General features: G+C 36.8%; 23 protein-coding genes. 18 read left to right on the plus strand and 5 right to left on the minus strand.

Features of this window, described 5'->3' with window-relative positions:
* Positions 1-74: 74 nt before the first annotated feature.
* Entirely contained in the window at positions 75-1,787 is a 1,713-nt protein-coding gene (locus DKM50_09840; protein PZM78856.1) for a hypothetical protein, read from the plus strand.
* A gap of 439 nt (positions 1,788-2,226) precedes the next feature.
* Here DKM50_09840 and DKM50_09845 read toward each other — a convergent pair whose 3' ends face one another.
* The gene (locus tag DKM50_09845; GenBank protein ID PZM78857.1) at positions 2,227-3,093 is read right to left on the minus strand and encodes a hypothetical protein; all 867 of its coding nucleotides are present in this window, start codon (positions 3,091-3,093) and stop codon (positions 2,227-2,229) included.
* 351 nt (positions 3,094-3,444) lie between these two features.
* Here DKM50_09845 and pstS point away from each other — a divergent pair, with 351 nt between their 5' ends.
* The 5 genes from pstS to phoU all read left to right on the plus strand — a co-directional run bounded on the left by pstS (position 3,445) and on the right by phoU (position 7,816).
* Positions 3,445-4,485 carry a phosphate ABC transporter substrate-binding protein PstS gene (gene pstS, locus DKM50_09850; protein ID PZM78858.1) on the plus strand — a complete coding sequence of 347 codons (1,041 nt, stop codon included), beginning with the start codon at positions 3,445-3,447 and terminating at the stop codon, positions 4,483-4,485.
* A gap of 118 nt (positions 4,486-4,603) precedes the next feature.
* On the plus strand, positions 4,604-5,506 hold the full coding sequence (gene pstC / locus DKM50_09855) for a phosphate ABC transporter permease subunit PstC (GenBank protein PZM78955.1): 903 nt from the start codon (positions 4,604-4,606) through the stop codon (positions 5,504-5,506).
* 4 nt (positions 5,507-5,510) lie between these two features.
* Positions 5,511-6,356 (plus strand): phosphate ABC transporter permease PtsA, encoded by an 846-nt coding sequence (gene pstA, locus DKM50_09860; protein ID PZM78859.1) that lies wholly within the window; start codon positions 5,511-5,513, stop codon positions 6,354-6,356.
* Positions 6,338-7,096, plus strand: a complete 759-nt coding sequence (gene pstB, locus DKM50_09865; GenBank protein ID PZM78860.1) for a phosphate ABC transporter ATP-binding protein — start codon at positions 6,338-6,340, stop codon at positions 7,094-7,096. Before pstA ends, pstB begins: the two co-directional genes overlap by 19 nt.
* A 63-nt stretch (positions 7,097-7,159) precedes the next feature.
* Entirely contained in the window at positions 7,160-7,816 is a 657-nt protein-coding gene (gene phoU, locus DKM50_09870; GenBank protein PZM78861.1) for a phosphate transport system regulatory protein PhoU, read from the plus strand.
* A gap of 112 nt (positions 7,817-7,928) precedes the next feature.
* On the opposite strand, the gene DKM50_09875 is transcribed toward phoU, so the two are convergent.
* Positions 7,929-8,216: a hypothetical protein gene (locus tag DKM50_09875; protein ID PZM78862.1), complete on the minus strand. Its 288-nt coding sequence runs from the start codon at positions 8,214-8,216 to the stop codon at positions 7,929-7,931.
* Positions 8,217-8,230: 14 nt separating this feature from the next.
* On the opposite strand from DKM50_09875, the gene DKM50_09880 reads away from it, so the two are divergent.
* The 4 genes from DKM50_09880 to DKM50_09895 all read left to right on the plus strand — a co-directional run bounded on the left by DKM50_09880 (position 8,231) and on the right by DKM50_09895 (position 11,632).
* On the plus strand, positions 8,231-9,307 hold the full coding sequence (locus DKM50_09880) for a hypothetical protein (GenBank protein PZM78863.1): 1,077 nt from the start codon (positions 8,231-8,233) through the stop codon (positions 9,305-9,307).
* A 41-nt stretch (positions 9,308-9,348) separates the two neighbouring features.
* Positions 9,349-9,603, plus strand: coding sequence for a DNA mismatch repair protein MutS (locus DKM50_09885; GenBank protein ID PZM78864.1), 255 nt, complete (start codon positions 9,349-9,351; stop codon positions 9,601-9,603).
* A 306-nt stretch (positions 9,604-9,909) separates the two neighbouring features.
* Positions 9,910-10,743 (plus strand): hypothetical protein, encoded by an 834-nt coding sequence (locus DKM50_09890; protein ID PZM78865.1) that lies wholly within the window; start codon positions 9,910-9,912, stop codon positions 10,741-10,743.
* A 79-nt stretch (positions 10,744-10,822) separates the two neighbouring features.
* Complete coding sequence (locus tag DKM50_09895) at positions 10,823-11,632, plus strand: hypothetical protein (protein PZM78866.1); 810 nt, start codon at positions 10,823-10,825, stop codon at positions 11,630-11,632.
* Between the two features lie 255 nt (positions 11,633-11,887).
* On the opposite strand, the gene DKM50_09900 is transcribed toward DKM50_09895, so the two are convergent.
* From DKM50_09900 to DKM50_09910, 3 genes are all read right to left on the minus strand, one after another.
* Complete coding sequence (locus DKM50_09900; GenBank protein PZM78867.1) at positions 11,888-12,184, minus strand: hypothetical protein; 297 nt, start codon at positions 12,182-12,184, stop codon at positions 11,888-11,890.
* A gap of 66 nt (positions 12,185-12,250) precedes the next feature.
* Positions 12,251-12,886 (minus strand): hypothetical protein, encoded by a 636-nt coding sequence (locus DKM50_09905; GenBank protein ID PZM78868.1) that lies wholly within the window; start codon positions 12,884-12,886, stop codon positions 12,251-12,253.
* Between the two features lie 143 nt (positions 12,887-13,029).
* Entirely contained in the window at positions 13,030-13,311 is a 282-nt protein-coding gene (locus DKM50_09910; GenBank protein PZM78869.1) for a transcriptional regulator, read from the minus strand.
* Between the two features lie 458 nt (positions 13,312-13,769).
* Between DKM50_09910 and DKM50_09915 the strand changes: the two genes are divergently transcribed.
* The 8 genes from DKM50_09915 to DKM50_09950 all read left to right on the plus strand — a co-directional run bounded on the left by DKM50_09915 (position 13,770) and on the right by DKM50_09950 (position 22,069).
* Entirely contained in the window at positions 13,770-14,060 is a 291-nt protein-coding gene (locus DKM50_09915; GenBank protein PZM78870.1) for a hypothetical protein, read from the plus strand.
* A 3-nt stretch (positions 14,061-14,063) separates the two neighbouring features.
* Positions 14,064-14,345 (plus strand): hypothetical protein, encoded by a 282-nt coding sequence (locus DKM50_09920; GenBank protein PZM78871.1) that lies wholly within the window; start codon positions 14,064-14,066, stop codon positions 14,343-14,345.
* 180 nt (positions 14,346-14,525) lie between these two features.
* A complete protein-coding gene (locus tag DKM50_09925; protein ID PZM78872.1) occupies positions 14,526-15,146 on the plus strand; it encodes a hypothetical protein in 621 nt (206 codons plus the stop codon).
* 66 nt (positions 15,147-15,212) lie between these two features.
* On the plus strand, positions 15,213-15,482 hold the full coding sequence (locus DKM50_09930) for a hypothetical protein (GenBank protein ID PZM78873.1): 270 nt from the start codon (positions 15,213-15,215) through the stop codon (positions 15,480-15,482).
* Between the two features lie 6 nt (positions 15,483-15,488).
* Positions 15,489-17,318: a glutamine--fructose-6-phosphate transaminase (isomerizing) gene (gene glmS, locus DKM50_09935; GenBank protein PZM78874.1), complete on the plus strand. Its 1,830-nt coding sequence runs from the start codon at positions 15,489-15,491 to the stop codon at positions 17,316-17,318.
* 189 nt (positions 17,319-17,507) lie between these two features.
* Positions 17,508-18,773 carry an ABC transporter substrate-binding protein gene (locus DKM50_09940; GenBank protein PZM78875.1) on the plus strand — a complete coding sequence of 422 codons (1,266 nt, stop codon included), beginning with the start codon at positions 17,508-17,510 and terminating at the stop codon, positions 18,771-18,773.
* Between the two features lie 377 nt (positions 18,774-19,150).
* Positions 19,151-20,116, plus strand: coding sequence for a sugar ABC transporter permease (locus DKM50_09945; protein ID PZM78956.1), 966 nt, complete (start codon positions 19,151-19,153; stop codon positions 20,114-20,116).
* A gap of 1,206 nt (positions 20,117-21,322) precedes the next feature.
* Positions 21,323-22,069 (plus strand): carbohydrate ABC transporter permease, encoded by a 747-nt coding sequence (locus DKM50_09950; protein PZM78957.1) that lies wholly within the window; start codon positions 21,323-21,325, stop codon positions 22,067-22,069.
* Positions 22,070-22,145 lie beyond the last annotated feature (76 nt).

Genomic DNA, 22,145 nt, shown 5'->3' on the forward strand with positions numbered 1-22,145 from the left:
ATTTTTCTATTTAGAATTATAGAGCGGAATTATTAATTAATGATGAAAAATCTGTTAAAAGTTGATCAATTATTGTGTATTTCGTTAAAATTTCTATTCGATTATCATTTTGTTCCATCCCAGTTACGGAATTTGAAAAAAAATTATCCAAGGTTAACACAAAACTAATAAAAAAAATATTTAAACTTTATTATTTGCAAGTATTCTTAGATATAAAAAAAAATGGAGGAAAGAATATGGCAGTTAAGAATGTTAATATAAGCGGTACAATAGATTATGCAGATTCCAAAGCAACCCTTTATATGAACGGGACAGTCTGGGAAATTGCTAAAGAGGTGCTGGAATCTAATAATATACCTGTAACAATTGGAAATATTAAATATCTGTCGTTGTGGTTGGCGAATATAAATGGTATTTACGATTTTACGAAATTACAAATTAATCAAGATCTAAAGCTGCCGACTCGAGCTGAGCTAAAGGGAGTGAATGGACTTTTTGATAATGATGGTAACCTTAATAAAAAATACGTGCTAATTCTAACTAAAATCGAGGAAAGTATCGGAAATTTTGTAAACGGAAAAAGAATTCTACCGATAAAAGGTTTTGAATTCGTTAACAAGCAAAATGGAATCGTTGATTTTAGTAAGGTAGAAGCAAAGACACTCTACGATGTTCTGAATACCTTGAATGCAAATGGGAAAAATGTCTATGACAATTTGAAAACTCCAGTGTCCGACACAACAGGGAACAATAATAAATATGATAGTGATGCCCAAGATAAATCGGTAACAATGTCTTCTGCGGACCAAGTCGAAACAGGTAAAAAACCTGCAGATGAATTAAATAATGGCAAATTTGAGATAATCGGTAATAGTAACCTAAGTGAATACAGAGCAATTCTGGGTAAAGATGGAAATGATTGGCTGGTTTCAAAGAAAGTTCTTGAAGACAACTCAATACAAGCTATTGGACAAAATATAATATACTTATCTTTGTGGATAGCCAACGTAAATGGCATTTATGATTTCACCAAGTTAAAAGCCGGACAAGAATTGATATTGCCGTCCAAAAGTGAACTGCAAGGCGATCACGGTCTTTTCGATAATAAAGGTAAAGTAAACAAAAAATATGAGGAACTGCTTAATACTATCGATGAATACGTTGGAGATTTTGAAGGTGGCACCAGGAAAGCTCCAGATAAAGTATTTGATATTATGGAAAAGCAAAATGGAATTATTTCTGAATGCAGTTTTCAAGGCAAAACCTTATCGGAAATTATAACGGAAGCTGAAAAAAAAACTGAATGGCAGGAGGATACTTCTGTAGTTCCTGAAGATACAAGCACTGTAGATACCTACGATTATGCTCCAGCTCCCTCTTCGAAAAAAACGATTGATCAGCCGGTCACTCCTGACGCTTTCATAAAAAAAGGCGAAATCAATGATCAAGAGTCGGCGGAGATACGGGATATTTTGCAAAAACAAGGATATCTGGATTCCAAATATAAGATCAATGATGCATTTAATGCGGATGAAAAACTAGATAACATATCTCTGGGACCTAAGTATGATAAGGTTAAGAACAATGTTTCGAGTGTTTTAGTAAATAATTATCAACCGAATGGATGGGGCGATAAATTAGTGCGATGGTCTAAGAACACATGGAAGTGGCTATGGGGAAATAAACCAAGTAAGCCGGCTCCGACTTTAACGCTGCCGCTGTCAAACCAGAATGACAATAATGCATCTCCCTCAGCTCCGGCTAAGGCGGACATCGAAAGCCATTAATCTGTCAGTTAAATAAAAAAAGCTAAATACCTGCCTCAGCTTTATACAATGAATCAGGTATTTATTGATAAGTATAGATTTATCTGAGCAAATCGTAAATCTTTTATCCAAAAAAACACAGAAATTTGAGAAAAATTATCTGGGTGAATCTTAACAGAAACTTAATTTTGATCAATAAGCGCTCTTAACGAAAATAGTTTATTGTTAATTAGAGGAATGAGAATAAGGTATAAATAAGAAGGAGGTGGTTGATATTATTATTTTTCTTTTAACAGTAATAACGATAAGAGTTGTAGCGGATTATTACGAACAGCTCAGTTGCTGATTATCAAAGATTTTTTTCCTGAATTCAAAAGAAATGCCCCCTCTACAATCCCATATTTCAATATTCAGTCTCATCGATCAAGAACAGATCTGATCAGTTTTTGAATCGATTTTATTATTGGTTTGCAGGTTTTGGCAGAAGAGGTAGCTGAGCATGATCTTCTGGTAACAAGACTTTTATATTTGTTGTAGGGACTTCATTATGGTCTTTCATCAGTTTATAGATTTGGAATTTTGACCAGAACATTAGAGCCCCGCCTATTCCCGAGGCAACAAACCATAGCGGGTACTTTAACCCAGAACTGTTTCCAATGTTTGTCAGTGCATGAAATACCAAAAATGATCCGGCGCCATAAATGAGTTCTCCTGAACCATATTCTATAGCGTTTACTGTATTTTTCATGTTCAGCTGATATTGTTTTGTTTGCTTTGACCCTATAGAAAACTTGAGGCTAGACCAGAGTCCATCCGCATAAATCTGGTTAAATTTATCAAGAAACTTATAGGTTCCCATGGCTAATAAGCAAGAGAGGATAGACCCTGTTCTAAATGAATACAATCCTCCGGCGATTAAGGTCGCTGACATTCCAAGGTCGATCAATCCTGACCATATGAGCTTTTTACAATAGTTCATTTGGTGCTGGGCATCAGCTGTTCCCATTCTTGTTCGCATTTCAGCATTATCTCGGTTATTGGCGGCAATCGTACTGGTTATTGCTAGAGATACAGATTCTAGCAGTACTAATCCGATGAAGGCGTTCATGGTATACGATTGATTTTCTTTCCCAATCCAATCTAGCATCGCAAGATAGGACCCGGTGATTATGGAATCTCCAAAATCTATTTTTAATTTTTTTAATAATCCTTTTCTATAAAAGAGATCTTGTGTCATCTCTTTATAAACACTAACTTTTTTTGCAAAAGAGAACGGATACAATTCTTTAGGCGTTGCTATTGTTTTATAATAAATAATAACTACCATACTCCCCCTCTTCCAATCAGGTTTACTTTGTTTATCGTGTAAATATTATTATTGTTGCAGAATTTTCTTACTCCATTTTTTACTCCATCGTGAGGTATCGGTGATGATAACTTCCATAAATTTTATTATCTGCTTTTTAGGAAAAATATTAACACAAACTTAACAATTAATTTATTTTTGCTTAACGGGAAAAAAATATTATTAATAAATAAGCGACTAAAAAAGTAGGCTTTATTGAAAATTTACATTAATAAAATAATGTGCGATATATAGCTCGACAGACATTGCTTATAACAATTTCTGCTGTTTATGATTCATTTGAATATATGCCGAATAAAAGAAAAGGAGACAATGATGGGTATAAAGAAGCTTCTGGTTATGGTAGGTGTGTTTTTCTCCCTCGCAAGTTTTGGTTACGGCGCAACGAATGAGCTGCTTGGTGCGGGTGCGACGTTTCCGTATCCATTATACTCGAAAATGTTCGATATATACTCTTCTTCAAAAGGAATTAAGGTTAATTATCAATCAATAGGGTCCGGCGGCGGAATTAGACAGCTCAAGAACAAGACTGTCGATTTTGGCGGTTCCGATGCTTTTCTCTCAGATGCCGAATTGAAAGACATGCCGGGAAAAGTTCTGCATGTGCCTACCTGTTTAGGCGGAGTTGCTTTGACCTATGAACTTCCCGGTAAACCTGAACTCAAATTTACTCCGGTAATTATCGAAGGAATATTTTTAGGAAAGATTAATAAATGGAATGATCCGCTTATACAAAAAGTGAATCCGGGCATAAAGCTGCCTAATATTGCTATTGCTGTTGTGCATCGCTCGGACGGAAGCGGGACTACTGCAATTTTTACTGATTATTTAGGGAAAGTTAGTAGCGCATGGAAAACCAAGGTTGGTGTAGGTAAGTCCGTTAACTGGCCGATAGGACTCGGAGGAAAAGGTAACGCAGGCGTAGCCGGACTTATTAGACAGGTTCCTGGCAGCATTGGCTATGTTGAATACTCCTATGCATTTCAGAATAAGTTGCCGATAGGTAAAGTGCAGAACTCCAGCGGCAGTTTCATTGCACCGTCGATTGAGAGCGTAAGTGTAGCAGCCGATACCAAGATGCCTGACGATACGAGAATATCCATTACTAACACTGCAGCTAAGAATGGCTATCCTATTGCCGGATTCACCTGGATACTGGTATACGCAGAACAGAATTATGAGGGCAGATCAGCTGCGAAAGCGCAAGAAACCTCGAAACTACTCTGGTGGATGATCCACGAAGGACAGCAGTATACGAAGCCCCTCGATTATTCTCCGCTATCCAAGTCAGCGCTATTGAAGGCAGAAAATGTGCTTAAAACAATGACCTATAACGGGAAGAAGTTGTTATAAATTAGCATTGTTAGTCCCCTTTATGGGATTCAGGGGCCATAATAGACAAATTGCTTATAATTATGATACTAAGGAAAACGATATGGCTAACGGTCAGTTGCTAGAAGGAAAATCAATAATGGAAAAAGCTAAGGTAAATAAAAACATAACGGGTAATCCTGATGGTGTGTTCCGAGGAATACTTTACATCGCGGCAATATTTATGGTTGTTTTGCTATTAGCTATTTTCGTTACGCTTCTGGTCCAGTCGATGCCTTCGATCAGGAAGCTGGGACTGTCATTTTTTTATAACCAGATCTGGGACCCGGTATCTGGCGAATTTGGAGCGTTGCCATTTTTCGTAGGAACTCTTCTTACCTCCTTTTTAGCCCTTTTAATTTCTGTCCCGTTTTCACTTTCAATATCGATTTTTCTTGGAGAATACTATAAAGAAGGATTTGTTTCGGGTCTACTTAGGAGCGCGATTGAGCTATTAGCAGGAATCCCGTCGGTAATCTACGGGTTTTGGGGGTTATTTGTACTGGTTCCGGTAGTTCGCGCATTGGAAATAAAGCTCGGTGTCTTACCCTATGGCGTTGGAATATTTACTGCGGCCTTGATTTTGGCGATAATGATTGTCCCTTACTCTTCAGCATTAGCCCGTGAGGTTATTAATCTCGTTCCGACTGATCTGAAAGAAGCGGCATTGTCTCTGGGGGCAACCAAATTCGAAGTTATTCGATATGTTGTTATTCCATATGCCCGTTCAGGTATTTTGGCGGGGCTGTTATTGTCACTGGGAAGGGCTCTCGGCGAGACGATGGCTGTTACCATGGTAATCGGGAATGCTAATTATCTCCCTACTTCCATCTTTGCCTCTGCCAATACAATGGCGAGTGCAATCGCGAATGAATTCGCAGAAGCGGCAGACAACTTATATTTGGCAAGTCTGGTAGAAATGGCGCTCCTGCTCTTTATTGTAACGATGATAATTAACATTATTGGGAAATATATTATTAAGAAGTTTAGTGTCGAGGTATAGTATGATGAAAAATGGCGTAAATAGTCGATTAGTAAAAGACAAGATATTTTTATCAATTGTAATATTTTTCTCTTTTTTGTCAATTTTGCCTTTGCTGTTTATCCTTTTTTACATTGTTAAAAATGGATTCGGGGTCCTGAGCCTGGATTTCATTACTCAGTTGCCTAAGCCCGTCGGTGAGACCGGGGGCGGTATCTCGAATGCTATTATCGGAACATTTATTCTTATCGGTATAGCGAGCATTCTATCAATGCCTTTAGGTATCGGGATCGGTATTTATCTGGCTGAGAATAAGTCCGGGAAACTTCCCTATATAGTGAGATTATGTGCTGAGGTATTGCAGGGCATCCCCTCTATCGTTATTGGAATTATTGCCTGGATATGGATTGTCGTACAAATAGGTTCATTTTCGGCCTTGTCGGGAGGTATCGCACTTGGAATGCTAATGTTGCCGATTATTGTTCGATCTACAGAAGAGACTCTTAAGCTGATTCCCACATCATTGAAAGAAGCTTCGTTAGCGTTGGGGGTCCCCTATTACAGGACCATCCTTAAAGTCGTTTTGCCAACTGGAATAAGCGGCATAGTAACAGGGATTCTTCTTAGTATTTCACGAGTTGCCGGAGAGACGGCACCGCTATTATTTACTGCTTTTGGAAGCCCGTATATGAATACGAATATTATGAAACCGGTTAACTCATTACCGGCGCTCATATTTAATTATGCGACAAGTCCCTACGAGGATTGGCTTAGTGCCGCCTGGGGAGCTTCGCTTGTATTAGTTTTATTAGTATTAATACTAAATTTTATTGCAAAAGTGGTGACAAAAAAATGGAAAGTCCAGTTTTAACGATCAAAAATTTTTGTGCAGGATTTGGCGACCATCAAATATTGAAAGATATTAATATGTCGTTTCCTACCAATATGGTTACGGCAATCATGGGACCTTCCGGTTGCGGAAAAACGACACTTATCCGATGCATTAACCGGATGCACGAACTAACGCCGAACACGACCAGTTCCGGGCATATATTGTTGCATGATGAAGACCTCTACGAACTTAACCCTATCAATGTAAGGAGAAAGATCGGGATGGTATTTCAGCGTCCCAATCCTTTTCCTACCATGAGTATTTATGACAATGTCATCGCCGGCTATAAATTGAACGGTATAAAAATAAATAAGATCGATAAAGATAGGATCGTTGAAGAATCGCTTAAGAAAGCTGCCCTTTGGGAGGAAGTAAAAGATTTCCTTCACAAAAAAGGAACATTTTTGTCAGGTGGTCAGCAACAGCGATTATGCATTGCACGAGCGCTTGCCATGAACCCTGACGTGCTGCTTCTTGACGAGCCGACATCGGCATTAGACCCGAAAGCAACTGCGCATATCGAAGAATTGATCTCAGAGCTCAATACTATGGTAACGATTATTCTTGTTACTCACAATATTGCCCAGGCTGCGAGAATATCCGACTATACAGCCTTTTTGTTTTTAGGGGAGCTCGTAGAATTCGGTACAACCCAGAAGTTATTTACTGTGCCTGAAGACAAGAGAACAGAAGAATATTTGTCAGGGAAGTTTGGCTAGTAAATAGATTTTTATGTTATAATATATTACTATTTATTTGGTAATCGGCTATAGGAGGAAGTAATGTTAAACGATAGGATCACATCATTAAAAAAAGAACTCATTGAATATGCCACTCTGGTAGAATCAATGATCGAAAAAGGAATTAAAGGCCTGGTTAATAAGGACAAAGATGTTTTAACGGAAATAATAGAAGAAAATGAGACTAAGGCCAATAATTTTGAGCTGGAGTTAGACGAAATATGTACTACCTTGATTGCTCAATATGAACCGCGAGCAAGGGATTTGAGAACTATTCTTATGGTCTTAAAGATGAACAACGATCTTGAACGTATGGCCGATCATGCGGTCAATATAGCTGAAAGCGCGTTATATCTCATTGAGAGACCGGTCATTAAGCCTTATATGGATATCCCAAGGATGGGAGAGATCACGACAACCATGCTGCGTAACAGTATCGATTCCTTTATTAATGAAAATGCGGAATTGGCACGACAGGTGTGCGAAACGGACATCGACGTTGATAACCTTCGCAGCCAGATTATGAGGGAACTTATTACCTATATGACCTCGGATAACACTACCATCGAGCGTGCTCTGCATTTATTGCGGATTTCCAGCAATTTGGAGCGTATTGCCGATCTTTCAACCAATATTTGTGAAGATATCGTTTTCATGGTAAAGGGTAAGATAATTAAGCATCACAAAGACGAGATTTAGCGAGGATGGCTACTTTGGGTTTCCTTAAATTCACAGTTCAAAAGTTATTTTTTTGATGAGCTGGATGTTCTCTGGGGTAACGTTAGCTAGATATGGTAATATCTCAAACACTTCAAGATAAGCCCTTTTTTAATGCCATCTCGTAATTTACATTGATAGACTCTGCTGGCTTAAAGATCGTTCCGTCGTTTCTCTGTATAAGGTAGACCATAACCTCCCTATGTCCACGTCGTCTCATGTTTACTAGTTCGTGAATATGTTTCAAGCCTCTTGTTGTTACTGTATCCGGGAATTTATAGAATCCGTTACTTTCCACCAACGTGACATTTATTTTATCAAATAACTTAGTTGAAAATATTCTCAATCTATCGCAAAATGCTTCATAGGAAATTATAATAATTTAGGAGGAATTAAATGCGTAAATACTCAATGCCCGATTGGTTTTTTTTCATCCTGCTTGTTATTTTAACACTAGCTTTCTATCGAGTGATCTCTCCCTTTATCATTGATGTTCTCATCGGATCGATACTCGCTAATCAGTTCTGGGGAGTTTTCAAATGGCTTCAGAAAAAATTCAAGAACAATAAAAGTGCTGCTTCTGTTATGACTGTGGCCATAACGTTCCTGGTGATTGTCGTTCCTCTTTTTGTTGTTGGCTATATAGTTTCTACTGAAGCAATTCACGCGTTTTCTACGGTTAAAGAAAGATTGCCAGAAATTCAGCAATCCCTATCTTCCGAAGGGCTGAGGCAGCGAACACAACAAATTCCAGTACTTAGACAAGGGGTTGACTTAATGTATAAGTATAACCTCCAACAAAAGGTATCAGAGGGGATTCCTCAGCTTGCTAATTATATGCTGGGCTTTTTACAAAGTACACTTTCTAATATATATTATGTCGTTTTTCATTTTTTTATTATATTATTATTGCTTTACTTTTTGTTTGTTGACGGGGAAGCTTTGTTAATAAAAATTAGAAACATTAGTCCTCTTAATGATGAAGATGAAGATGAGCTGTTGCAAGAGACTGTTAGGGTAACAGATGGGACGATAAAAGGTGCATTTATTATAAGTTTGATTGAAGCTGTTATTGGGAGCATCGTTTTTTTTGTTTTTGGCATACCTTCAGTTGCGTTCTGGGGTGTGGTTATGTTTGTTGCTGCTATCATCCCAGCAGGTGGCTCTGGCCTCGTCTATGTGCCGGTTGGGATTTTTCAGATTATTATTGGTCATTATATATCAGGAATAGGTCTTATTATCCTATCTCTAGTTATTCCCAATTTTATACAGAATATTGTCAAACCAAAATTGCTTGGAAATAGAATCGGGCTTAACCCGGCACTGATTTTATTAACCACTATTGGCGGGCTTATATGGTTTGGATTAATAGGCTTCTTAATCGGGCCGCTTATTGGATCTTTATTCATCGCCGTATGGAATCAATTCGGACGAAGATATAAAGATGAGTCAGAGAAAAATAATAATGGATAAAGATATGCAGTTTTTTATACGGAAAGGGCTTTGTATATTCTATGGCAAAATTGAAATTAGACCTTCATGATATCTATAACAAAGGCTCCATGATTGATGCGGAATTGAACCGCATTATCGATGAAGCTATAGAAAAAAAGATAAGCCTCATTGAAATTATCCCTGGAAAAGGAAGCGGACAACTAAAGAAATCAGTATTGAGGTTTCTCAATCTCCCCCATATCAAAAGGCTCTATCACCGGATCGACAAAGACAGCAAAAATTTCGGCAGAATATTTGTTCATTTCAAGCATTGATTTTACTAACTTAGATTATTTCAGGGTAACAGATATGGAAACCGGCAAATCACCTGCTACACAGGTCGTTCAAATAATAGTAGCGAATATTAAAAAATAATATATAATGGCATCGATTAAGAACCTCATTTATGTGGCAATTATGATGTAATTATCGGAAGAGAGTTTTTCCGTGGATAAAGTTAAAGTTTTTCTTTTGGTTTAAACAATGGATGCTATCAGGCGGGTATTAAATCAAACCATAGAGAGAATTATATATCAGTAGTAATTATTTCAATCATTTTTGTAACCGAAGGGGGTGGGAGTATGAGTAAATGGCTAAGCTATTCCTATATACTGGTTTTTCTTTGCTTTGTTTGCACTGGTGCATGGACGGAAGAACGGGATATCGTAAAGTTTGGGAAAGATGTTGTCGTTAAAGAGGGTACTACACTTAACAACGTTGTGGTTATTGGCGGGCACATTACGCTGAATGGTTCAGTAAAAGAAAGTGCAGTCGCAGTTGGCGGATCAATTGCGCTGGGGCCAAAGGCGGTAATAGGGAAAGACATTGTTTCAGTCGGCGGTATCATTGAAAGAGCTTCTGGTTCAAAGATAGTTGGGAAGATTGTAGAAGTGGATGTACCGGGGATGGCTTCGAATCACAAAAATTGGTATGGTTGGCTTTGGGGGTTAGGCATATTTTCGCTTGTTACTTTTATCGGGTTTATCGCCTTGGCTTTAATGATAATTGCACTTTTTTCCCGTCAAATTAGCGAAATATCCTTGCTTGTCGAGTCCAGTCCCAGGGAATCCTTCTTGTACGGGGTTTTGGGGATTATTTTAATAATGCCGCTTACGTTAATGTTAATTATATCTATTATCGGCATTTTTCTGGTCCCCTTAGAGTTGTTGTTAATCGTAGCTGTTTTTGTCACTGGGTATATAGCCGTTGCTGCGCTCATCGGAAAGAAGGTTCTCGTAACATTTAATATGAAAAGTCGGGCAATTATCTGGGAAGCGTTGTTGGGACTCATAATTCTCTGGCTCGTTGGATTAGTTCCTGTGTTCGGTTGGTTTGTTAAGGCTCTGGCCTGGATTTTTGGTTTTGGTGGGATTATAGAATTATTTTTACGCAGGAGAAAACGCAACCCAGCCTGAACGAGATTGCAGGTGCCTTCGTCAATCAGGGTTACTGATTTTTATTGCTTAGCATGTGAAGTCGCTTAGATTGATTTTAATGAGGAATTTTTTTATGAAGACCGAGCGAGAGTTCAGCACGTTTTATTACGAAAGTTTGAATAAAGAGATCCTGGTATTCGAGAGAATGCGAAGTGCTCTTGTTCGCAATATAGTTTTTCTTCTTGTAATTCTAATGGGCTTGCTGGGTGTATCTTTCTGGCTTGTTTTGAATGCCAAATTGTTTCTTGTAGCCGCTTTTTTCCCGTTTTTGATGAGTATAATCGCGATACCATTTTTATACTCAATTATTTCGAGTGCAAATTATGCGTCCGGATATAAAGATAAAATGATGAGCCGCATAAGTAGCTTCGTAGACGAAAACCTCACCTATAGAATAAATAGATCGATAGACATCAAAACTTTTCGACAGTGGGGACTTTTCTCGAAGCATGTTGCCTGTTTGAAAGGTCTCGGATTGGTTAACGGAACTATTAACGATTGTCAGTTAGAGTTCTCGGAAATTTATACGCCGAATAAATCTGGCCCGATGGATGGCGAAGACCGCGCGGCAGTGTGTCTCTCGCTATTCAAGGGTGGCTTTTTTTCGATAGACTGTGCCCGAGTGTTCGAAAGCGAAATATCCATGGGTATTAGGGAACGAGTTTCCGACTATGCGGCAGCATCCAAGAAAAAAATAAATATTTCTTTCAGCGGGTCAAAAATGTATATCGCAATTTCTTATAATAGAGAACTTTTTGCGGCAAGAGTTTTCCATCGGTTATCAGATTTTGATCAAGCCTTGGAATATTTCAATGATACCTCTTTTATTGTCAATATAATTAAATATGTAAAAAAAGTAGCAGATTAAAATTAAACTGCTTCCCGGCGAAGGTTCGACAAAGGCTGTATATTTTGAACAAGCTCGACTAGTTTTAGGGTGTAAAAAATTATATTTTCAAGATATAGATCCGAATAATTTCGTAAGTCCCCTTATTAATAAAGAATATCCGAATAAAGATTATCATCGAATGTATATTGACGAAATCGTGAAATGTCTTACGAAGTAAGCTATTAGACAATTCAGGATCAAGTATATGGTAAGTCCCGTTATTGGCTAATACACCTATCTGGTAAGGAGGATAAGTAGTGCTATCCACGGCATAAGCGGAAGTATTGTGCTGAGCCCTAGCACAATTGCCAAAAGGTCTTTTATATTAAGCTTGATGGCATAATGAATAGTAATGATAATCAGTGCCAGTTTTGAAAGGATCGTTATGAATATCGCAAGGCTGCTGGTCATTGCTAAATTGCCGGTATAGGCAGCAGCGTTAATAAGGAAGAACGGGATTATCAGCATCAAAAACCAGAGTACGTAATTCTTTTTATAATGAAATTTCGATCGTTTGGACCTGATAGTCATTATTGTTCCCCCCTTTCATGTAGAGGTTATAATAACCATATCTTTGGAAATGTCAAAAAGAAAATATTATGAGAATAATCGTGATTCCGTCTTTATAAAGAAGACATATCCGATATAATATCCGATAGCAATCCCAGCTAAAACATCGCTCAGATAATGCTGCCCAACATATATTCGGCTAATTGAATGGATAATAAATGGGGTTAAAGCAAAGAACATGTCATACTTCCATAATTTCCATAAAAACGGAACCATAACAAAATATATTCCCGCAACGCTTGGAAAAGAACTTCCCCAATGGAGCCAGCCTAGAAATGTTATGTTGAGGCTTTCGTATGGGCGTGGACGCATAAAAATAGCTTTACATATAACAATTATTAATAAAGCTAAAGACATGCATAGCCAAATGGTAGCTATCAAATTAAGACCATTTTTATACCTGTAAAGGAAGATAGAAATTAATCCCATTGTCATAATAGTAGTAACGAGGCTTGAAAAACCTATCATAAAGTCACTGGCTTTTATGACTCTTTTCAGCATAAAGAACTTGGATACGCTTACATCTAAAAATAAGTATGAAAAGATAGCCAAAAGAGCAAGTACCAGTATTATTTTTATATGATTATCCCTGTGCGCTAGCTTGGCATCATATAACTCGTGGATTTTTAAGTAGCCCTTATATATCAGTGTTTTTAATTTCATAAAAACTTTCTTTATCGCTGCTTAGTAATTCTATATAATAATCTCAATGTATTCAAGTGGATATAATTTTTGTTATGTGATTATATACAACAAAACCCTGCTTAAAAATAAGCGGGGTTTTGTTTGGTATAAGTTACATGTTTCTAAAGTGAAAGTATGTGCTCAATAAGCTCTTTAGTTTTTTCGTCTTTTATATAATAGAATATTTCGACTCCATTTCTTCTCGAGTCTAAAATTCCACTCGTTTTTAATAGTGAAAGGTGCTGTGATACTGCCGATTGAGGTATCTTTAGCAATTTTTGAATCGTGGATACATTGAACCCATCTTTCGCCGGAATCAAATCTTCTAAAATTTGCAAACGCGCCGGGTGGCTCATTGCTTTAATTGTATTAGCGATTTTAAAAGTTTTCTTTTTTACAACCATACCCAAACATCTCCTTTTATAAAATATTTTATTATATTATAACACATTTAAACAAATCTATATAATTTAAATAGATTATTTAAATTATAACCTTCTTTTTCTTCTGATTTTTTAGCATAAATCCCATGTGCCTTCTAATCAAATAACATATTTAGTTTCTTATATAAAAATTTTTATCAACTTATAATTTTTAATATTAACGGAAAATAATAAATAAATTAATCAGTATTATTCCTGATTTTTAACTTCGTAAAGCCTGATATTGAGGGATATATTTGATGAAGTAATATGTTAAATCTCTTTTCATAGTTAATATAATACAAGTTAAAGAAAAATTCTAGTAGCTTAGTTTTGCATCGTGGTGCGAAATGTGTAGAGGCCTTGGAAAGATAATTCGCAGGTTGGGGGGGCGGGATATTATGCGCTTTGCCTGACAAATCCTGTGTGGTATTATAGGCGTGTACCAAAAAGAATTGCTCTTTTATTTAAGGTTAGCATCATTATTAGAAGGTAAACAGAAGAAATATATGAGAATTCGTATTAATGAATTTACACTAGAAGCAATTTCAGAGGCATTGGAAGATTATGGCTTTGAGGGCGAGTGCATATATAATGAAGGAGATGCTGAGGGCGTTTTCAAAGTAAAAGGCGGTAGTTATCGTTTCAAGTGTATTTTTGAGAATAACGAGATCGAGCTGACTGAGCTGGTTATTGATATTGAGGGATTTATTGGTGGGACATTGAATTAAAATATGGATATTGAAATTTTTTACAAAATTATTGGAGTAATGGCTGCAGTACTCACCTCAAGCGGGTTGATTCCTCAAGCAATAAAAGGGCTTAAGACTAAGAGCCTTGAAGATGTTTCGACTGGAATGCTTATTATCCTGGTATGCGGAACATTTCTCTGGTTTGTCTATGGGTTGCATAAAGGTGATTTCATTATAATTGGGGCGAATATCGTTACCTGTAGTTTTGCCTTAATCATCTTATTGCTTAAATATGTTTATAATTCAAAAAAGAATACCATTTAACTAATATGATACTTTATTATTATAGCTAGTGTTGAGACAAGCTAATTGCAATTTAAATGATCGATAAAGTGCTTGAATGTTTTTTCTGTTCTAACTATAAATAAAATATCAAAAACCTACTGGCTGTATCGAGATCAAACATCTGGATAATAACTGACAGTATATAATGCGATTCCGTTAATGCAAAGGGGCATTATGAAAAATAAGAAAACAGTTATCAGTATCTGTATTATCGTTCTCTTTATAGGTTCCATAATATTGTTTAATTCTTTCATCGGAAAAGGTCAGTCTTCCCGGCCACTTAATATTCTGCTAAATAACATTAATAATAATCCCAACGATTATAGGTCCTTTAAAAATATTGGAAATATTTATTTTAGCGAAGGAAATCTGGATGAGGCCTTGCGTTATTACAGCTTGGCGTTAGGGATCAATCCGGGATTTAGTGATGTCTATAATAATATAGGACTAGTCTATTTGAAAAAAAAAGAATATGACCGGGCAATAGAGTATATCGGGAAAGCTGTGGATTTAACTCCACAGGGAAGCGATTCCTATAATAATATGGCCATGATATATGTGGCCAAGAAGGATTTTCCTAAAGCATTGGAATTTTTTAATAAAAGTATAGAAATAGATAGTAATAATTTTATTGCGTTAAAAAATATGGGTATCCTATACAAAGATATGGGCGAATCTTCAAAAGCAGTAAGTGTATGGGAAAAGGCATTACAAATAAACAATGATCATGAGGTTGTTGAAAATTTAAGATCATTAAAAGAAAAAAGCAGCACTAATTGATTCTGTTGTAATCAAAAGGGCTTTATGTTAGGATAAACAATGTTTAGAACTTAAAGGGTTTAAGGCATGCCTGAAATATCACGAGACTTTAGATCTGTTACTCCTATTCAAAACTATAACCCTAAGCCTATGGGAGGGGCAGAATATAGTAATATTGTAATGCGTTGTGAAGATTGTCCTGCTGCTGAAGTATGTAAGAAAATAGGTAATTTTCGGGCTTCATGTGATCCAAAAGGTGGAAAGCGTTTGTCACAACAGGAATTTGCGGAGAAATGTGCTGCAGGAACAAACATTCTTCTCTGGCGTTTACTTGAAGTGCTTTCGAGAGAAAGGTAAAAAGCTATGTGTGGAATATTTGGGTATCTAGGCAGTAAAGACTGCGTGGACATGATAATAGATGGTCTTAAGAAATTGGAATATCGTGGATATGATTCCTCTGGAATTACGACTTTGCACGAAGGTAAGCTGAATGTTACAAAATGCGTTGGAAAAATTGTAGAACTTGAGAAAGTAATCTCAACCAGTACTATGCAGGGATGTATCGGGCTAGGACATACCCGATGGGCAACACACGGGGAAACAACTCATGATAATAGTCATCCGCATACGGATTGTTCGGGAGAAATTGTTCTCGTACATAATGGCATTATCGAGAATTATAGCCTCTTAAAATCCAAACTTATTGCTAAAGGGCACATATTTCGATCCGATACGGATACAGAAGTTCTTGCCCATCTCATTGAAGAAAGTTTCCAGGGAAATTTAGAGGAAGCTGTACTTGAATCGTTAAAGCAAGTTGAAGGGACATACGCCATTGGTGTTATCGCAAAGAAAGACCCCAATAAAATTGTAGTGGCAAAAAATGCTTCACCACTTATTATTGGCTGTGGAAAAAATGAATATTTCATTACTTCGGATATTTCCGCAATACTTAAGTACAATCGTGATGTGATCTATTTAGAGGATAAGGAGATCGCAATTATTTCTCCCGAAGGTATCGTTGTTAAAGATATTAAAGGAAAGACTCTGGTGAAAGAAATTGTAACTGTTATGATGGATGCTTCGACTGCAGAAAAAGAAGGCTATCCTCATTTTATGGCCAAAGAAATCCATGAACAGCCTCGGGCAGTAATGGAGACCTTTGCCGGAAGAAGTTTTATGAGGGAGGGAATGATTAACCTCTCGGGAATTAATCTTGAGAAAAAAGAATTAACCAAATTTAATCGGGTGGTAATAACAGCCTGTGGTACTTCACTGCATGCAGGATTAGTCGGGGAGTTTATGATCGAGAAGTTTGCGCATATTCCCGTAGAAGTAGAATACGCTGCTGAGTTCAGATATAGGAACCCGATCATTGATAATAAGACGTTGGTTATTGCCATAAGCCAGTCCGGAGAAACTGCAGATACTATTGCTGCAATAAAAGAGGCGAAACTTAAAGGAGCGAAAGTCCTTTCAGTTTGCAATGTAATGAACAGTACGGTGGCAAGAGAATCTGACGGTGTTATTTATACCAGAGCAGGTCTTGAGATAGGCGTTGCTTCCACGAAAGCATTTACTACTCAGATCGTGTTGCTTTATTTATTATCTATTTTTCTTGGTGAAATACGCTATATACTATCAAAAGATGAAGTGAAGTCTTTACTTAAAGAATTAGACCTGTTGCCTAGAAAAATTGAAAAAGTATTTAAAAACGAACACAAAATAATGAAAATTTGCAAGAAATTTTATACTACCAGGAATTTTCTCTATCTTGGGAGAGGTATCGGATTTCCAGTTGCGCTGGAAGGTGCTTTAAAATTAAAAGAGATATCGTATATTCATGCTGAAGGGTATTCGGCAGCAGAAATGAAACATGGCCCGATTGCTTTGATTGATGAATATATGCCTGTTGTTGTAATAGCGTTAAAAGGACGCAGCTACGAGAAGATTATGGGGAATATCGAGGAGGTTAAAGCAAGGCGTGGTGTTGTTATTGCTATTGCCACAGAAGGGGATAAACATATTGCTGAAAAGGTAAATGAAGTTGTTTATATTCCTGACACAATAGAGGAACTCTCTTCAATATTGTCCGTTATTCCTTTGCAAATATTAGCATATCACATTGCTGTAATGCGAGGGTGCAATGTCGATCAGCCAAGAAATTTAGCCAAAAGTGTTACTGTGGAATAAGCCTTGCCAAAAGTTTTCAAGCTTGGATGGATCTGGGCATGATATAATTGGCTTAGGGGAGAAAATTTATTGACACTATAGTTTCTTTGATGATATATTTTATGTGATTAGTATAAATATCTTAAATTTATCCTAGAAATTTTTAATTTTCATGTTAATTGTAAGAGTCTTAAGGAAGGGGTATATTCAATGGAACTTTTTTTTAAAAAATTAGTAGGAATGGCACTTGTTTTATCTATAGCGATTATCTGTGCAGTCTCAGTGACTGCTGCCCAAGTTACTGAAGTTAATATGTGGATTATGCCAAACAGTAACAAATCTCAGGCAGACCTTGAAGAAGTCTTAGCAAAATTCCATAGAGAACATAAAGACATAAAAGTAAGATTAACTATCCTTGACTGGGGTGCTGCATGGCCGAAAATTACCACAGCTGCTACTAGTGGAGATGTTCCGGATATCGTTCAGCTTGGTACAACGTGGGTGAGTTCAATATCAGCAATGGGAGCGTTAGAAGATTTTTCAGCTAGAGTTAACGAGATTGGCGGATCCTCAGCATTTCTTCCGTCCTCATGGAAAACTGCTAGTGTAGAGGGCTCTGACAAAATTACAGCAATCCCATGGTTTGTAGACGCTCGTGCTATGTTCTATAGAACGGATGTTTTCAAAAAACTTAAAATTAAACCTTCGGACATCGATACATGGGAAGGATTAGAATTGGCGTTACAAAAGATTAAAGATGCTAATCTTGTTATTGATGGTGTTAAGGTAAATCCTCTTGGCTTTACTGGAAAAAACGACTGGAATGTAATTCATAATCTGGCTCCATGGATATGGGGTGCAGGAGGAGAATTCTTAACAAAAGATAATAAAGCTTCTGCAATTGATTCTGATGAAGTAGTAAATGGACTTAGCTATTATTTGGGATTAGTTAGGAAAGGCTTTGTTCCTCTCGATTGCTTAGAGCAGAATACTGCACAAGTGAGTACCGGTTTCGATAATGGTCAATATGCTATAGTATTTGATGGCCCTTATAAAATAAAGTCGTTGACCACACCTTCTCAACGAGGTGGCGCCCTTGATACAATAGCGGCAAAAAGGTTTGGGATTTTGCCCTACCCAAAGGGACCTGAAGGACAATATACTTTTATAGGCGGAAATGATTTGGGAATTTTTAAGGCGAGCAAAAAGAAAGATGCTGCGTGGGAAGTAGTAAAATATTTATCTTCACCTGAAGCACAACTCCATTATGCTAAGTTGACGGGGTACTTGCCGGCAACTAAAAAAGCACTTGCTGATCCTTACTTTACTAAGGATATTAATCGTAAGGTTTATGTTGAAGTAGTAAAGAATGGGAAGACTTATCCTACGATACCAGCATGGGGATTACTTGAAAATGTGCTGATAAGAAGATTCGGAGTAATGTGGGATCATTTGTTGGGTTCAATAAGAAAATAATAATATTGCTGATAATCATCATCATATAATTTCGTTCGAGTAAAAGGGAGTTAAGTATGAAAATATTTATTAAATATACTTTAGTAGCTATGATATTCTCGCTTTTATTAACCGGGTGTGCCCAGAAAAAAGAATCAGTGCCAAAAACTTATGGCAAAGTTGAATTGAAAACTGAAATGGGACTTGCGGCAAAAGAAGTAAATTCAGTGTTAGGCGAGTGTAAATAAATGAGTGCACAAAGCCTAGTAATTAAAATTAAAAAAAATAAATTTGCCTACTATTTTATAGCCCCTGCATTAATAGGTATGGTACTCCTTAACTTTATTCCCTTTATGCAGGGTTTTTATATGTCTTTTCTCAAGCTTAATCTTCATACGATGGACCGATATTTAAGTGCTCCGTTTGTTAATTGGGGAAACTATTATGACGTTCTTTTTAACCCTAATAGTCCAGTCAGAATAGGGTTAGGGCAAGCGGTTAGGAATACTCTTTATTATTCGGTTTTTGTAACAATCGGTCAGCTTGGCATGGGACTTATTGTTGCTTTGATGCTGAACCGTGATTTCAGAGGGCGGTCCGTAATAAGAACGCTATTTCTCTTCCCATGGATAGTTCCAACCTTCGTTACTGGATTACTCTGGGGTTTTATGTGGCAACAAGACATTGGAATAATTAATTATCTTCTTTATGATATTCCGCTTGTAAAAGCGTTGTTTTTTAATGTCTTTCATATACATGACATAATAAACATTATAAATGCGATAATAACGTTATTGATAAACGTTTTATTATTTCCTATTAGTTACACCCTCGGTTTGGTAGGGGTTGAGTTCAAATATGCTGTAGAGAATATATTCCCCTTGCTTCCTGCTTTTACTTCTGAAATAAAGCCTGCATGGTTGACCGGTCCAAATACTTTTTGGGCAATTGTAGTTCCGACTATATGGAGATTCTGGCCATTATCGATGTTAATGCTTTTAGCCGGACTGCAGAATATTCCTGATTCTCTTTATGAAGCTGCCAGTATCGATGGTGCCTCATCATGGAAGAAGTTTTGGCATATAACTGTACCGATGCTAAAATCCGTATGGGCTATACTCCTTATGTTTGGTATTATTTATAATGTTTATTCATTTAATATTGTAATTATGATGTTTGGTAATGGCGCTGGATTCCCGGGTGAGTGGGGGGATCTAATGATGACGAATATTTTTAGAAACTCTTTTCAGCAGTGGAACTTTGGTAATGGCGCAGCGATATCTATAATGTTTATGGCTTTTATGAGTATCGTTATTTATTATTGGCACAAATTCTATATTTCTTCCGAAGAGATTTATAGATAGAAGCAAGTTTACTATTTATCTAAAATAAAGAGGTTCTAAATGATTAACTCAGTTTCTTTAAAGAAAATAGTGTCACATTACACCATTAATACTATAATGGTTATCTTCCTTGTCGTGAACCTATTTCCGATATTTTGGATGATCTATAATTCCTTTAAAGGTAACACCGAGATCATGTCAGGCAATGTAGGTCTAAAAAAATCTGAGAACACGATAATTTACTTAAATAAAATCAATGGCAATTTATTTGTTGGAAGTTCTGACGGAGCTATTACGAAGATAAATGATAAGTCGAAAAAAATAGATTATTATTCCTTAAAATCATTGGCAACAAATTTTTGGGCTGATAAAGATTCTATATGGGTTGTTTCTTCTGATAAAGGACTTGTACAGTTATCGAATGAGAACCTAGGTGTTATAAAAAGAATCACGCTCCCCAATAAAGCATTACCGACGGTAGAGATGCTAAGAAATAAACCTTTTACAAAAGTTGTGGACGTAGCTCATATCGGACAGATAACGATTACCGGATCAGATCAGAAACTATGGATGGCAGCTGAAGGTGGAGATATCCGAACTGTAATGGAGTACGATAGAGATAGCGGTGCCTTCTCGTTCATTGACATCCCGGATCATTTTAAATTTGACCAAATTAAGTCTCTGCAATACGATAAACATAATAATTTATTATGGATTGGCACGGATGGAGTATTTATCAGGCACGATCTTAAAGATAAAGGTTTTACTTTTCTTACAGTTAACCTTGATTACATGCCTCCGGGTTCTCAAGGAATACGAATACTTTCTCCTAAAGAGGTATTGCTTCAAACAGCAACAGGTCTATACCTCATTGATTCGAAGTCCACTACTATTATTAAGAAATATTTCAAGGAAGATGATATTACCTCGGATCAGGAAATTAATTCATTAGATATATTTAAAGATAATTTTTATGTAGGAACTAATTCAGGATTAATAATTGTTAATAAAGTGAGCGGATTAAAAGAAAATAAGGAAGCACTTTTTTCAAGGATAATTAATGGACAGATACTTGATAAAAATGAAATGGAAGCAAGTGAGCTAAGGTCAACTTATACTGATGGGGCCTCCGTAATAATAGGTGCTAGTTCTGGAAGGGTAAGTGTTTATGATGCGGCAGTTAAAACCGTCATAGAAAAGGTACAATCCAGAGAAGGGCATGTGTTAATGTTCTCTAGCGGATGGAGAAATTATGTTGATATGTGGCCTAATGTAGACTTCTGGAAATATTTAAAGAATTCAGTTGTAATTTGTGGATTTACGATGATTATTGCTATGATTTTGGCGACAATGACTGCTTATGCACTTGTTAGATTTAAATTTCCCGGAGTGAAGCTGTTTAGCAACTCGATTCTTGTAACTCAAATGATACCTGCAATACTTTATTTGATTCCAATGTATATGCTTTTTAATATTATCAAAGATACTACTGCTGGGATGGAGTTTTTTAAAGCTCTTTTTGGCCCGGGTTTTAATGGAATTATGATAAAGGGCTCGTACCTCGGGTTAATATTTATTTATTCCGCATGGTTTTTACCTTTTAGTATTTGGATACTAAGGGGGTTTTTTGCAGCAATTCCGGTAGAACTTGAAGAGGCAGCAACAATCGACGGGTGCTCAAATATCGGAGTTTTCCTTCGAATTACTTTGCCATTGGCAATACCTGGAATAATTGCTACTGGTATTTTTATATTAATACAGGCTTGGGATGAGCTGATGTTTGCATGGATGTTAACGAGTGACGCAACTCAGACGCTTCCGGTCGGCATAAGGTTGTTTGTTGGGAATTTCCAGAATCGTTTTGATCTGATGATGGCAGCTGCGACAGTGGCTACAATACCTGTACTTATACTGTTTTTTGTTTTGCAGAAGCATATCGTCAGAGGGCTTACCGCTGGAGCTGTTAAAGGGTAATAGTTAAGCTTGGATTTTTTTTCATCTTTGATATTTTGTAATACAAGCTTAGTGGGATTGGAAAATACTCTATAGG

The organism is Candidatus Margulisiibacteriota bacterium (assembly GCA_003242895.1).
In the GTDB taxonomy this organism is placed as follows: Bacteria; Margulisbacteria; Riflemargulisbacteria; order GWF2-39-127; family GWF2-39-127; genus GWF2-39-127.